Annotated in this window: 7 protein-coding genes and 1 tRNA gene; 3 read left to right on the top strand and 5 right to left on the bottom strand. The window is 43.1% G+C overall.

Features of this window, described 5'->3' with window-relative positions:
* Positions 1-186 precede the first annotated feature (186 nt).
* The 3 genes from AAC851_RS06950 to AAC851_RS06940 form a co-directional block, all read right to left on the bottom strand.
* Positions 187-3,849: a beta strand repeat-containing protein gene (locus AAC851_RS06950; RefSeq protein ID WP_445290550.1), complete on the bottom strand. Its 3,663-nt coding sequence runs from the start codon at positions 3,847-3,849 to the stop codon at positions 187-189.
* 620 nt (positions 3,850-4,469) lie between these two features.
* Positions 4,470-5,848, bottom strand: a protein-coding gene (locus AAC851_RS06945; protein ID WP_340600307.1) for an IS3 family transposase whose coding sequence is annotated in 2 segments (ribosomal slippage) — positions 4,470-5,318 and positions 5,321-5,848 — 1,377 coding nt in all. Because the reading frame shifts where the segments join, the coding sequence is not laid out codon by codon here.
* An 83-nt stretch (positions 5,849-5,931) separates the two neighbouring features.
* On the bottom strand, positions 5,932-11,505 hold the full coding sequence (locus AAC851_RS06940) for a beta strand repeat-containing protein (protein WP_340600674.1): 5,574 nt from the start codon (positions 11,503-11,505) through the stop codon (positions 5,932-5,934).
* Positions 11,506-12,018: 513 nt separating this feature from the next.
* On the opposite strand from AAC851_RS06940, the gene AAC851_RS06935 reads away from it, so the two are divergent.
* Positions 12,019-12,095: transfer RNA gene (locus AAC851_RS06935), tRNA-Arg, on the top strand.
* A 49-nt stretch (positions 12,096-12,144) separates the two neighbouring features.
* Here the strand turns inward: AAC851_RS06935 and AAC851_RS06930 are convergent.
* Positions 12,145-13,440, bottom strand: coding sequence for an SRPBCC family protein (locus AAC851_RS06930; RefSeq protein ID WP_340600673.1), 1,296 nt, complete (start codon positions 13,438-13,440; stop codon positions 12,145-12,147).
* A 155-nt stretch (positions 13,441-13,595) separates the two neighbouring features.
* Here AAC851_RS06930 and AAC851_RS06925 point away from each other — a divergent pair, with 155 nt between their 5' ends.
* Both AAC851_RS06925 and AAC851_RS06920 read left to right on the top strand, forming a co-directional pair.
* The gene (locus AAC851_RS06925; protein ID WP_004640980.1) at positions 13,596-14,093 is read left to right on the top strand and encodes a YcxB family protein; all 498 of its coding nucleotides are present in this window, start codon (positions 13,596-13,598) and stop codon (positions 14,091-14,093) included.
* An 8-nt stretch (positions 14,094-14,101) separates the two neighbouring features.
* Positions 14,102-14,776 carry a fumarylacetoacetate hydrolase family protein gene (locus AAC851_RS06920; protein ID WP_265937439.1) on the top strand — a complete coding sequence of 225 codons (675 nt, stop codon included), beginning with the start codon at positions 14,102-14,104 and terminating at the stop codon, positions 14,774-14,776.
* A gap of 43 nt (positions 14,777-14,819) precedes the next feature.
* Here AAC851_RS06920 and AAC851_RS06915 read toward each other — a convergent pair whose 3' ends face one another.
* Positions 14,820-15,623: an AraC family transcriptional regulator gene (locus tag AAC851_RS06915; protein WP_075314712.1), complete on the bottom strand. Its 804-nt coding sequence runs from the start codon at positions 15,621-15,623 to the stop codon at positions 14,820-14,822.
* Positions 15,624-15,695: the final 72 nt, after the last annotated feature.

The following is a 15,695-nucleotide window of genomic DNA, read 5'->3' as shown; positions in this document are numbered from 1 at the left end:
TTATATTGTTTTTGAAGTGTATGCAATTAGACTTTGGTCTTAATTAAATTGTGATTAGATATAAAGTTTTATTATTAAAGAGATGTAAGTGTGAGTAAGGGAAGGGATTGTATTTAAAATAGATTATTCAGCTTCAAAAAAACCGCTGACGATTGTCAGCGGTTTTTTATCCTGCGAGAGGATTAATTAGAACAGATTTGTGCTTTCAAATAATTGTTCAGATAAGTTCAAGCTTGGAATCGATAGATTGTCTGTGAAGTTGGTTGTTGATCCACTCGCCGACAAGATTTGAGATGAAGACGCAGCACCTAGAACAGAGTCTAAAATACTATCTACACCGCCATTTGAGCTGGTGCAACCACAGTTATCGCCAACATTGATTGATAATAGGCCACCAAGGTTGCCAAGAATATCACCACCAAGGATACCTGTGATTGGACTTAATAAACCGCCATCACCGCCAATTCCACCACCGATGCTTCCGAGGATGCCTCCGCCAAGAAGATCATCACCCACGATATGTTGAATGATATCGGCAGCAGTTGAACCATTGTTGATAAGGGTACCAATTACACCTGTTGCATTGCCTAGAGCCCCACCAAAGTCAGCACCAGCTAGATCAGAAATCGCTTCAAGTGTACCGTTGACGGTATCACGAGAAGTTTCGAAAGTGAGAGTGCCAAGATTTGCAAGATCGCTAACAGGATGTTCAGCTTGAGGGAATACGCCAATGATTGCATCAGCCACGGTATTGATACCTGTATTGATGAGATCAGTTTTTAGACTCTCAACGCCTTGAAGAATATCGATACCTGTTTGAATTACACCAGTGATTGGATTGTTACCAAGATCACCACCGCCGATACCACCAATGATGCCAGTGATGAGGTCAAGCGGACTACCGTCACCGCCAATGCCACCGATACCGTCAATGATGCCAGTGATGAGGTCAAGCGGACTACCATCGCCGCCAATGCCACCGATACCGCCAATAATGCCAGTGATCAGATCAAGAGGACTACCATCACCGCCAATGCCACCGATACCACCAATGATGCCAGTGATGAGGTCAAGCGGACTACCATCACCGCCAATGCCACCGATACCGCCAATGATGCCAGTGATGAGGTCAAGAGGACTACCATCACCGCCAATGCCACCGATACCGCCAATGATGCCAGTGATCAGGTCAAGCGGACTACCGTCACCGCCAATGCCACCGATACCACCAATAATGCCAGTGATTGGGCTTAGTAAACCGCCGTCACCGCCACCAATACCACCAATGATGCCGCCACCGAGAATATCTTCACCGATGACATGCTGGATAATGCCTGCAGCAGTTGAACCATTGTTGATAAGCGTGCCAATTACACCCGTTGCATTGCCTAGGGCCCCACCAAAGTTAGCACCAGCTAGATCAGAAATCGCTTCAAGTGTACCGTTGACGGTATCACGAGAAGTTTCGAAAGTGAGAGTGCCGAGATTTGCAAGATCGCTAACAGGATGTTCAGCTTGAGGGAATACGCCAATGATTGCATCAGCCACGGTATTGATACCTGTATTGATGAGATCAGTTTTTAGACTCTCAACGCCTTGAAGAATATCGATGCCAGTTTGAATTACACCAGTGATTGGATTGTTACCAAGATCACCACCACCGATGCCACCAATGATGCCTGTCAAGATATCCAGAGGGCTACCGCCATCACCACCGCCGATACCACCAATGATGCCAGTGATCAGATCAAGAGGACTACCGTCACCGCCAATACCACCGATACCACCAATGATGCCAGTGATCAGATCAAGAGGACTACCGTCACCGCCAATGATACCAGTAATGAGGTCAAGCGGACTACCGTCACCGCCAATGCCACCGATACCACCAATGATGCCAGTGATGAGGTCAAGCGGACTACCGTCACTGCCAATGCCGCCGATACCACCAATGATGCCAGTGATGAGGTCAAGCGGACTACCATCGCCGCCAATGCCACCGATACCGCCAATGATGCCAGTGATCAGGTCAAGCGGACTACCGTCACCGCCAATGCCACCAATAATGCCAGTGATTGGGCTTAGTAAACCGCCGTCACCGCCACCAATACCACCAATGATGCCGCCACCGAGAATATCTTCACCGATGACATGCTGGATAATGCCTGCAGCAGTTGAACCATTGTTGATAAGCGTGCCAATTACACCCGTTGCATTGCCTAGGGCCCCACCAAAGTTAGCACCAGCTAGATCAGAAATTGCTTCAAGTGTACCGTTGACGGTATCACGAGAAGTTTCGAAAGTGAGAGTGCCAAGATTTGCAAGATCGCTGACAGGATGTTCAGCTTGAGGGAATACACCAAGAATTGTATCTGCAACAGTATTGATACCTGTATTGATAAGGTCGGTTTTTAGGCTTTCCACGCCTTGAAGAATATCGATACCAGTTTGAATCACTCCAGTAACAGGGTTGTTACCAAGATCACCACCACCGATACCACCAATAATGCCAGTGATCAGATCAAGTGGGCTACCATCACCGCCAATGCCACCGATACCGCCAATGATGCCAGTGATCAGATCAAGCGGACTACCATCACCGCCAATGCCACCGATACCGCCAATGATGCCAGTGATCAGATCAAGCGGGCTACCATCACCGCCAATGCCACCGATACCGCCAATGATGCCAGTGATGAGGTCAAGCGGACTACCGTCACCGCCAATGCCACCGATACCGCCAATGATGCCAGTGATCAGATCAAGCGGGCTACCATCACCGCCAATGCCACCGATACCGCCAATGATGCCAGTGATGAGGTCAAGCGGACTACCATCGCCGCCAATACCACCGATACCGCCAATAATGCCAGTGATGAGGTCAAGCGGACTACCGTCACCGCCAATGCCACCGATACCGCCAATAATGCCAGTGATGAGGTCAAGCGGACTACCGTCACCGCCAATGCCACCGATACCACCAATAATGCCAGTGATTGGGCTTAGTAAACCGCCGTCACCGCCACCAATACCACCAATGATGCCGCCACCGAGAATATCTTCACCGATGACATGCTGGATAATGCCTGCAGCAGTTGAACCATTGTTGATAAGCGTACCAATTACACCCGTTGCATTGCCTAGGGCCCCATCAAAGTCAGCACCAGCTAGATCAGAAATCGCTTCAAGTGTACCGTTGACGGTATCACGAGAAGTTTCGAAAGTGAGAGTGCCGAGATTTGCAAGATCGCTGACAGGATGTTCAGCTTGAGGGAATACACCAAGAATTGTATCTGCAACAGTATTGATACCTGTATTGATAAGGTCGGTTTTTAGGCTTTCCACGCCTTGAAGGATATCGATACCAGTTTGAATCACGCCAGTAACAGGGTTGTTACCAAGATCACCACCACCGATACCACCAATAATTCCAGTGATTGGACTTAATAAACCGCCGTCACCACCGCCGCTGATACCGCCAATAATACCTGTGATTGGACTTAATAAACCGCCGTCACCACCGCCGCTGATACCGCCAATAATACCTGTGATTGGACTTAATAAACCGCCGTCACCACCGCTGCTGATACCACCAATAATGCCAGTGATGGGACTCAATAAGCCACCACTACTACCACCCACAATGCTTGTTACGGTGTTTAAAGGATTGTTATCGATATCATTAGTAATACTGCTAATTGTATTTGTAACTGTAGTTGGGGAAATAATATTTGTAATTGTTGAAAGTGAAAGAGGCGCTAGGGCAGAAGTACTAGCTGATGAGGTATTACTGTCAATTAGGCTTGAGGTAATACTTTTTATGGGTGAAAGAAGACTTTTGAATAGCATAATTTTACCTATATTTTTAAAGTTGTGTTGTTGTGATTCGATTATTTAGTGATTGCGTATATTGTGATTTGTGTCGCATTAATCATTTTTAATGTTATTCTTTTCAATTATTTTGTCAATCTATGTGATGCTTTGCAGTTAATTGTTAAATATGAATTAATATTAAGTAGGCTATTGAATTTTATTGTTTATTGGTAGATTTTTCTTTTGTATTTCTCGTTAAGCCTTTGCTTTAATCGTTGATTATGCTGATGTGATTTATATTTTTAAGTTTAGAAATCAATGAATTGAATTGTATATGATGATTTATTTTAGATGATGATAAAAGTGTCTGGTTTGGAGTTTATGAAATTTGTTATTTGTTTGAAAGTAAATATTTCTGCTAAACCTATTTTTTTAAATTATTAATATATTTCAATGAATTAAGATTTAATTATCTATATTGTCATTCGTATTATCTGATCTGCTATTTCATGCTCTTTTTAGGAGCTGTTAATAATACTTATTAATTTAGAATCTTTTACGGAAACGTTGTGTAAACAATGATAGAGGCACAAGGACGTGTCATATAAAAAACCGCCAACTATTGTGATCTGACCCCAATAAGTTGGACGGTTTGATTAAGTCGCTTTTAAGGACTGGGTTCTGTACTGTACAGGACTCAGTCCTTTTAATTTAACCTTGATTCTTTCATGGTTATAATAGTGTATATATTCTTTCACTGTCTGTTCTAGTTCATCAACTGAATTAAATTTCTCTCCATAGAAACATTCAGATTTAAGTATGCCAAAGAAGCTTTCCATCACTGCATTATCCAAGCAGTTTCCTTTACGTGACATACTTTGTGTTAAACCATGCTGTTTCAATTGTTGCTGATAATGACGCATTTGGTATTGCCAACCTTGGTCTGAATGTAAAAGAGGCTTGTCATCGGGCTTGAGCTTACCTAACGCAGTGTCTAGCATGTTTTTGACTAGAGCATAATGTGGTCTGCGCTGGGTTTGAAATGCAATGATTTCTCCATTGAATAAGTCTATGACTGGAGATAAATACAATTTTTCACCACGTACATTAAATTCTGTCACATCCGTAGCCCACTTCAGATTTGGTTGATCCGCTTTAAATTGACGTTGTAATACATTGTCTACAATCTTACTCACTTGCCCTTTGTAAGAGCGATATTTCATCACCCTGATACGTGATTTAAGCTGCATAGACTGCATCAGCCGTTGAACACATTTATGGTTGATGATTCGTCCCATATTCCTTAAGGCAAGCGTAATCCTACGATAACCATATCGTCCCTTATGTTGATGATAAATCGCCTTTATTTGTTGTTTAAGATCACTATATTTATCTTCAAGTTTGCGTTGCTGTTCATGATAAAAATAGGTGCTTCGGGCCATTTGAGCTGCATGCAATAAATGCTTTAGCTCATGATCTTGCCTTAATCCTGATATAAGTTCTGCAAACGCTGCTGTTCGGCTGCTTCTTTTGCTTCTTGTTCCAGTCTTAAGGCTCTCCGCTTTTTTAAAAGTGCAACCTCAGCTCGTAGATATGCAAGTTCTTCAAGCAACTGTTCCTGTGTTTTATCGCGATCTGCTTGAGAATATTGAGTTCTGGTTCTTTGCGGCTTTGGCATCTGTTTGGCTCGTCCTTTAGGTTTGGCTTTTAAGCCATCTATACCATATTCATGATATAGATTTAACCATTGCAGAATGGTTGCTTTTTCTCTGATATGAAACCGTTGTGAAGCCTCTTTAGCTGAAAGTCCTTCATTTAAAAGGCTTTGTACAACTTGAAATTTAAATTCTTGAGAATAGTGGGATTTAGTGGTTTTTACACTTAAACCTGAAATACCATATTGTTCAAAAGCTGTAACCCATTTCTGAACATCCATATGGTCAACACTAAATTTTTGACCTGTAGCAGCCTTTCCAAAACCGGATAAGTAGTACTGGACAACCTCAAGTTTAAATTCTTGAGAATATTTAGCCATAGAAAAGCACCCTTCAAATTAGACTAAAAGTGTCCAACTTTCGGGGTGCAGTTCATTGTCAGCGGTTTTTGATTTGGGGAGGATTAGAAAAGACTACTATTTCCAAAGAGTTGTTCGTTTAAGTTCAAGCTTGGAGTCGATAGATTGTCTGTGAAGTTGGTTGTTGATCCACTCATCGAGAAGATTTGAGATGAAGACGCAGCACCTAGAACAGAGTTTAGAATATTATCTACGCCACCATTCGAGCTAGTACAACCACAGTTATCTCCCAGGTTAATCGATAATAGGCCACCAAGATTGCCGACTATATCTCCACTGAGAATACCTGTGATAGGCGCTAATACGCCGCCGTCACCACCACCGATACCACCAATGATGCCAGTGATTGGACTTAATAAACCGCCATCACCGCCAATGCCACCACCGATGCTTCCGAGGATGCCTCCGCCAAGAAGATCATCACCCACGATATGTTGAATGATATCGGCAGCAGTTGAACCATTGTTGATAAGCGTGCCAATTACACCCGTTGCATTGCCTAGGGCCCCACCAAAGTTAGCACCAGCTAGATCAGAAATCGCTTCAAGTGTACCGTTGACGGTATCACGAGAAGTTTCGAAAGTGAGAGTGCCGAGATTTGCAAGATCGCTAACAGGATGTTCAGCTTGAGGGAATACGCCAATGATTGCATCAGCCACGGTATTGATGCCTGTATTGATGAGATCAGTTTTTAGACTCTCAACGCCTTGAAGGATATCAATACCTGTTTGAATTACACCAGTGATTGGATTGTTACCAAGATCACCACCACCGATGCCACCAATGATGCCTGTCAAGATATCCAGAGGGCTACCGCCATCACCACCGCCGATACCGCCAATGATGCCAGTGATCAGATCAAGCGGGCTACCATCACCGCCAATGCCACCGATACCGCCAATGATGCCAGTGATGAGGTCAAGCGGGCTACCATCACCGCCAATGCCACCGATACCGCCAATGATGCCAGTGATGAGATCAAGCGGACTACCGTCACCGCCAATGCCACCGATACCACCAATGATGCCAGTGATGAGGTCAAGCGGACTACCATCGCCGCCAATGCCACCGATACCGCCAATGATGCCAGTGATCAGGTCAAGCGGACTACCATCGCCGCCAATGCCACCGATACCGCCAATAATGCCAGTGATCAGATCAAGTGGACTGCCGTCACCACCAATGCCACCGATACCGCCAATGATGCCAGTGATCAGGTCAAGCGGACTACCATCGCCGCCAATGCCACCGATACCGCCAATGATGCCAGTGATCAAGTCAAGCGGACTACCATCACTACCAATGCCACCGATACCGCCAATGATGCCAGTGATCAGATCAAGTGGGCTACCATCACCACCAATGCCACCGATACCACCAATGATGCCAGTGATTAGATCAAGCGGGCTTCCGCCATCACCACCGCCAATAATACCTGTGATACCGCCAATGACATTTGTGATTGGGTTAAGCAAGCCGCCTCCGACATTTGGATCACCAATAATACCACCAGCAATTCCTGTGATCGTGCCGACAATGCCAGTACCACCATTGCCATCACCAGCAATTATGCCAACGATATTTGAGACTGGGCTAAGTATGTCTCCTTCACTGAGGCTATTCAGATCTAATACGGAGATTGCATTACCTGAGAAGTTAATCGGAATGGTGATTGGTGCAACGATACTTGCATCATCTCCGTTGCCATTACCGATACCATAGTTATGTTCACCATTGCCCGCACCAATACCATTGAGCAAGCCACCTAATAGGCCAGCACCTGTGCCGAAGCCATTTCCCGCACCATTGCTATTGTTGGTTGTGTCGTTATCTTCAACATGGTTGTTGGTTGTGGTGGATGAGTTGTTGTTTGAGTTCGATGTCGCAGTGCCAAAGACGGAGATTGCATTGCCTGAGAAGTTAATTGGAATTGCTACTGGCATGACAATGCTGGCATCGTCGCCATTTCCGTTACCGATACCGTAGTTATGTTCGCCATTACCTGAACTAACACCATTGAGCAAGCCACCTAAACCTAGGAAACCGCCACCCGAGCCACCACCTGTACCATTACCGCCGCCATTACTGTTGTCAGTTGTGTCGTTGTCTTGAACGTAGTTGTTGGTTGTAGTTGATGAGTTGTTGGTTGAGTTGGAGGTTGCATTGCCGAAAATTGAGAAGGCATTACCGTTAGCACTAATAGGTACTGTGATTGGTGCGACAATACTTGCATCATCAGCAATACCATTACCGATACCGTAGTTATGTTCGCCATTTCCAGCGGCAATACCGTTGCCTATGCCACCACCGGTACCATTGCCTGATCCATTCCCACCATTATTGCTATTGTTGGTTGTGTCGTTGTCTTGGAAAAAGTTACTGGTTGTGGTTGATGAGTCATTGGTTGAGTTGGAGGTTGCATTGCCAAAGATTGAGAAAGCATTACCATTGGCACTGATTGGGGTAGTGATTGGCATAACGACAGCAGCATCATCAGCAATACCATTCCCAATACCATAGTTGTGTTCACCATTACCTGCACCAATACCATTGAGCAAGCCACCTAGGCCATTGCTAGATGAACCACCGACACCACTGCCACTGTTGCTGTTGTCGATACTGTCATTGTCTTGGAAATAATTTGAGGTTGTGGTTGATGAGTTGTTGACGGAATTAGAGGTTGCATCACCAAAGATTGAAAAGGCGTTACCGTTGGCACTGATTGGAGTGGTAATCGGTGCGACTACAGCAGCATCATTGGCAATCCCATTCCCAATGCCATAGTTTTTGTCACCATTCCCAGCTGCAGCGCCATTGCCCCAGCCACCAATACCGTTACCTGCACTACCATCACCGACTAGGCCAGTACTACTATTACTATTGTTGGTACTGTCGTTGTCTTCAAAATGGTTAATTGCTGTTGTAGATGAGTCATTGACAGAGTTAGAAGTTGAGTTCCCGAAGATAGAGAAGGAGTTTCCTAATGCGTTCACTGGGCTTGTAATCGGCATAACTACACTCGCATCGTCACCATTTCCATTGCCGATACCATAGTTTTGTTCGCCATTACCTGAGCCTACGCCATTGAGTAAGCCACCGCCAATACCATTGCCAGCAGCGCCACCTACACCTGCACCACTGTTGCTATTGTCAATACTGTCGTTGTCTTCGATATAATTGACCGTGGTGGTTGAGCCATTATTGACTGAGTTATTGGTCGAGTCACCAAAGACTGCAAAGGAGTTGCCTAGACCGTTGATTGGCATCGTGATCGGTGCAACCACACTCGCATCATCACCATTTCCATTGCCAATACCATAGTTATGTTCGCCATTACCCGCACTGACACCATTCAATAAGCCACCACCGATACCGTTGCCAGCACTGCCAGTACCACTATTGCTGTTGTCTGTGCTGTCATTATCAAAGACAAAATTTGAAGTGGTTGTTGAGGCATCATTGGTTGAAGCATTATGCGAGTTGCCAAAGAATGAGAAGTCGTTGCCTAGACCATTGAGCGGGGTAGTGATTGGCATCACAATACCTACATCATCGCCATTTCCGTTACCGATACCGTAATTTTGCTCACCATTGCCTGATGCTGGGCCATTACCCCAGCCACCAATACCATTGCCTGCATTACCTGTGCCGCTATTGCTATTGTTGACCGTATCATTGTCTTCAACAATATTGGTGGTGTTGGTCGATGCAATATTGGTTGAGGTGTTAGTGGGTTGATCTGGATCTGAACTGCCGAACCAAGAAACATTATTTCCCATTACATTGACAGGCGTAACGATCGGCGAAGTCCAATCGGCATCTGTACCATTGCCGTTACCAATGCCGTAGTTTTTGTCACCATTACCCGCACTGACACCATTCAGCAATCCACCAATACCATTGCCAGTTGCACCATCTACACCTGTGCCGTTATTGCTATTATTGGTGGTGTCGTTGTCTTGGACATGATTGAGCGTATTGGTTGGTGCTGTATTTGTCGATGAAACACCACCGCCGCCAGTACCACCAAATGAGTTTCCGAGAACATTAAATGGTGTCGTAACAGGTGTGGTTATACCCACATCGTCACCATTTCCATTCCCAATACCGTAGTTTTGTTCGCCATTACCTGAGGCTGGTCCATTGCCCCAACCACCAATACCATTGCCCGTACTACCATCTGCACCAATACCATTGTTGCTATTATTGGTGGTGTCATTGTCTTGAACGATATTTGAAGTTGTGGTTGGTGCTGTATTGACAGAGTTGACTTCACCGCCGCCAATTCCTGCAAATGAGTTGCCGAGCACTTGGAATGGTGTTGTCCATGGTGCAACCACACTGGCATCATCGCCGTTACCATTACCGATCCCATAGTTATGTTCGCCATTTCCAGCTGATACACCATTTAACAATCCACCAGCATTACCATTACCTGCTGCGCCGACGCCATTGTTACTGTTGTTGGTGGTATCGTTGTCTTCAATGACATTGGAGGTTGTGGTTGGTGCAGTATTGACTGAATTTACGTCACCACCACCGATGCCTGCGACTGAGTTACCCAAAGCTTGAAATGGAGCAGTGACTGGCATGGTGATATCAGCATCATCGCCGTTACCATTACCGATCCCATAGTTTTGTTCACCGTTACCCGCACCAATCCCATTTAACCAGCCGCCGCCATTACCATTGCCCGCAGTACCAGTTCCATTGTTATTGTTGTTGGTGGTGTCATTGTCTTGAATATGAGTGGATGAAGTGGTTGGAGCAGTATTGATTGAATTCACGTCACCGCCGCCAATTCCAGCGATTGAGTTACCCACAGCTTGAACAGGCGTCGTCCAAGGCACAGTGACATTTACATCATCACCGTTACCATTGCCAATCCCATAATTATGCTCACCATTACCCGCCGCCACCCCGTTGAGTAGGCCGCCGCCATTTCCGTTACCCGCAGCACCAACACCACTGTTACTATTGTTGGTGGTATCGTTATCTTCAATTACTGTGGTTGAGCTAGTTGGGGTCGTATTGATTGAGTTAACATCTCCGCCACCAATTGCAGCGAAAGAGTTGCCTAAAGCTTCAAATGGCACAGTGACAGGCGTGGTGACATTGACGTCATCTCCGTTGCCATTACCGATGCCGTAGTTGTGTTCGCCATTGCCTGAACCAATACCATTTAAGAAACCACCGTTACTGCCATTGCCCGCAGAGATGCCTAAACTACTATTATCTGTGGTGTCGTTATCTTCAATATGAACTGAAGAAGAGGTGGTTGAAGTATTGACTGAGGTGACAGGTGAGGCTTCACCAAGCCAAGAATAAGAATTACCAAGTGAGTGAAATGCTGTTGTAAATGGATAAGTGAAGTTCAGGCCATCACCGTTACCCACACCGATACCATAGTTCTGATCGCCATTACCTGCTGCAATGCCATTGAATAGACCATCATCAACTTGAGTGCCACTATTACTGTTGTTTGTTGTGGTACTTTCCTCGACATGAACTTGTTTTATTGTCGAGACTGTGTTGACAGAAGAAGATGAACCTTGACTGTTGCTACTCCCCAGCGAGAGTATATTTGTAATGGGTGATAAAATATTTTTAAATAACATGTCGGTATACCTATATATAATTATTGAAGTTTTGTTTTATTTACCTTAATAATTATGTGACTCCTGTCTCATAATCCATGTAATAGTATTTATTGGTTTGCATTGTTATGTCAATATTGTTATATGTATCATATTTTTAACAGTAATAAATTGAATATAAATCAATAAGCTGGCTTTTGAAAAGCTATTTTTTATTAGAATTTCTACATATATTCTGTTAATCAACTCAAATTATTTATAAAAAATATATAATATGAATTAAAGATCGTTAATGAATGAGTGGTTAGTCAATTTAAACTTAATAATAAGAGTAAAATTAGATCGCTTGTTAAAAAATATTCTAAATAATATTTAATTTAATTATAAGGTTAAGATGGTACGGGTTAAGGTTTTTATTATTTTTGAAGCAGTGGTTATGTATGAAAAGAGCAATCTATAGCCAGTTGATCATGATCGAGTGAAAAAGAGCTTATCAATTGAGAAAAAATACGTATAATGCCCAACATCAAATATGCGCTCATAGCTCAGCTGGATAGAGCACTTGGCTACGAACTAAGGGGTCGGGAGTTCGAATCTCTCTGAGCGCACCAATTTGAAAAAAGAAACCGCTTAAATGCGGTTTTTTTGTGTCTATTGCTTTTAGAATTTGGTTCGTATTTTTTGTACAAACACGGTATTCCCACCAACGGCAGGTAACGTATCGTGATAAGGAAGGCTGCGCATCGCTCTTAATAAAAATGGTGCTTTTTCATCAATTTTCATAGCAGTCGTCATTTTAAATAAAGATCCTTGATTCACTGTATTTATCTGCATTCGCCCTTTGATATAGCGTAAATCTCCGCCATTGGCATGAAAGTTATTTTCGGTGGTCTGTGGGTAGTTAAACTGCAATTTAAAAGCAAATGGAATGTTAATTACACCTAAACCAACATTGACCTGAATATCTGCATCCTGGCTTTGATTTTGAATGGGTGTGGTGCTTACTTTTTTAATTTGACGTGGAAATAACTCTTTATAGGTCACTGGTACAAGCCATTTTTGTAGTTGTTGAGGTGATTGCTTGTAAAACTGGTAGGTTGTGGTAAAGCGCATTGACTCCCGACCATGTGTATAAGCGATTGTAGTTGGGGAATGTAGAAAACTTACAGGTTGTTGAGCCGCTTGACTCAGTTGTGCAATTTTAACTAATTGGGCAGGTGTCAGTTGTGGAGAGGGTGTCTGACCAGCAGGAAGTGCGATAGGTGTGAGTGTGTTAAAACGTGTTCTTAATGATTCTAAGATAAAAGCGCTGCCGCTGCTGGGAATGCCAAGCTTCACTTCGGGAATCGCAGCTAGAATTTTTTTAACTAAAAAACCTTGAGGTTGATTTAGGTCACCCCATTGGGTTAGCGTGATTAAGGTTCGATTTTCATCCAAAGCAAACCATTCAAATTTACCGACACCATAGGGTATAGGGGCATCAATCACCAGGGTTGAAATACTATTTTCAGCCAATTGGTGTTGCATGATGACATTTTCATTAAAGTTTAAAACAGGGATGGGGGTTGGTATCGAAACACGATATTTCATCTGTGTGATATTGCCAGATTGAGCTAATGTTTTCGCAGATTTCAGTGTGGGGAAAAGACCAACATATTGATGAAAGTCGGTCAGTGTTTTTTCAACCTGTTGTGCATTCACAGGAACAATCATCGCAGCTGTCGTAAAGTTTGCGGTTGGCTGAGGATTATTCTTTAGGGTCGGAACTGAGGTTTTTACGGCTGGGTGTCCGTAGATAAAAATATCATTTTGCGTATAACTTGCCAGAGTTTTTGGTTGATTTTGAAATGGTTGTATAGCACTCGGAATATTATCTGACCATGTAACAAGCTGTGCGAAGCTATACTGTATTGAGCAATATAGAAAAATTGTAAATAGAGTGATAAAACGAGACATCACGTTCCTTTGATTTTCTTTTGGTGATTCCAACTACAACAATTTATAACTTTTTTCTGCTAAGGAAATAGCCCTATTATGTAAAACGAGTCTGAATGATGAAAAACTGGTGTAATATCTATGCCTGTCTATGATCACCCGAATTGAAGTGTTATATGTCTGAACAGCGTCCAACCATATCCGCACGTTTTTATCTTAATCTGGAAGAATCTCAAGATGGCTTTGCTTTAGTCACTTTTGGCAAAAAACCGATTACTCGTTTTCTAACCCCCGCAATTAGCATCGCAATTATCCTTTGGGGAATTTATTTGGGGTTCACCGGAGTTGGTCGTTACTATGTGGCACTCGGTGTTTTCTTCTTGATCATGCAAGCGATCATGCGCTTTTGGTTATTGCCGCTGTTGTTTAAACGTCAATTTGTGCGCTATCAATTTGGGAAAAGTGAACAAGGTATTGACCTATATCAAGACTACTTTGAGTTATATGCTGCAGGGAAGAAACAAAAAGCACAATATAGTGAAGTTCAATCTTTTGTAATTGGCAAATTGACTTATATGTTGGAACTTAAAAACCAAACAGTTGTGATCGTACCCAAACGTGTTTTTACTAATCCAGCAGATCAAAATAAATTTGAAAATAGTTTTAAAAAATAGTTGTAAAAATAAATAACGGTTCAAAACAACAAGGAGTTTTCATGAGTACGCAGCCTTCAAAAATTGTTTGTGTGGGTAGAAATTATGCTGAGCACGCGAAAGAGTTGGGGAATGCTGTCCCAGATCGTCCGATTTTATTTATGAAACCACCAAGTAGCCTTGCTACGTTAGCACAAGGTGTCGCTTGGAATCAGACTTTAGGCGAGTGTCACTATGAGTGTGAAATTTGTTTGCAAATTGCACATCCTTTATCTCAAGAAACCGATAAGAACAAAGCATTAGAAGCAATTGGTGCGATTACGTTAGGTTTAGATTTAACTTTGCGTGATTTGCAAAGTGAATTGAAAAACAAAGGACAGCCTTGGGAGCGAGCAAAAGCGTTCGATGGTGCTTGTATATTGGCAGATTGGGTTGAAGCAGATGAAATCGGTGATTTACAAGAATTAGAATTGGTTTTAATGATCAATGGCGAACAGCGTCAGCATGGTTTTAGTCGGGATATGTTGTTTGATATCGGAGCGCTATTGGTCGAAATTAATCAGTCATTTAGTTTACAAGCAGGTGATGTGATTATGACTGGTACGCCAGCTGGAGTAGGTGCTTTAAATCCAAATGATCAACTTACGATGAAATTAATTACTCAGTCTGGGGAATATGATTGGGATACCTTTGTTAAAGCATAAGAATGAGTGATATGGCGCTGGTATCTAGGTATCAGCGTTTTTGCTATCCACTGCCTTGATACAATTTCCTAAATTGATCTGGAGTAAAGTGCATCCAACGTTTAAACATATAAATAAAGGCGGAAGAACTCGCATAACCCAAATCTAATGCAATATTTTCAATGGTTTTCCCTTGATTGAGCATCGACATCGCTTTCATCACCTTGAGACGTTGTCGCCATTCATGTAACGACATGCCAAGCTCCTTTTGACTATAACGAGCCAAGGTTCTTTCGGTCATGTTTATCATTTCCGCAAGCTGCTGCAGGGTACTATTATCCGCTGGATATGCATGTAAGTGGCTTAATATTTTTGATAAGGCAGGATGTTGTGTGGTAGGTAAATAACTTCCTACCAATTCAGCATGTGTGAGTGCATCTAATAATACTTGTAGTAAGCGTAAATATTCTGGATCTTGTTCTGAAAATGGGTGTTTACGAATGTGCTCAAGCAACGCTGGAACCAATGGTGCAGTCAGTAAAATACCCGCTTGTTGTGGCATCTGCTGACACAAAGATTCATGGACATACAGCGAACTGTAAGTGACATCATTTCGATTAATGCCACTGTGCTGCATATGTGGCGGTAACCAAATGCCGTAAGGTGGTGGTGTTAAATAATGGATTTGCTCAATACTCACTTCTAAAACACCATCAAAAGCGTAAATAAATTCGCCCCAAGCATGTGCATGTTCAGGGTAAATTGTTTCGGCCGGTGCATCTCGAACTCTTAACCATAACGGGGCAGGAATATCTTTGATGGTAGGAATCTTTTGAAAATCCTGAATTCTTTGTGCTGTTTTTTTCATGGATTGAGAATTGTCAGAAAACACACATGTATTGTCGGATTTTCACTATATCATGAAAAAGTGACAGGTTTA

This window comes from Acinetobacter sp. HZNU-JH01 (assembly GCF_037996845.1).
Taxonomy (GTDB): Bacteria; Pseudomonadota; Gammaproteobacteria; order Pseudomonadales; family Moraxellaceae; genus Acinetobacter; species Acinetobacter haemolyticus.
This window is presented reverse-complemented; position numbering and strand designations above follow the sequence as displayed.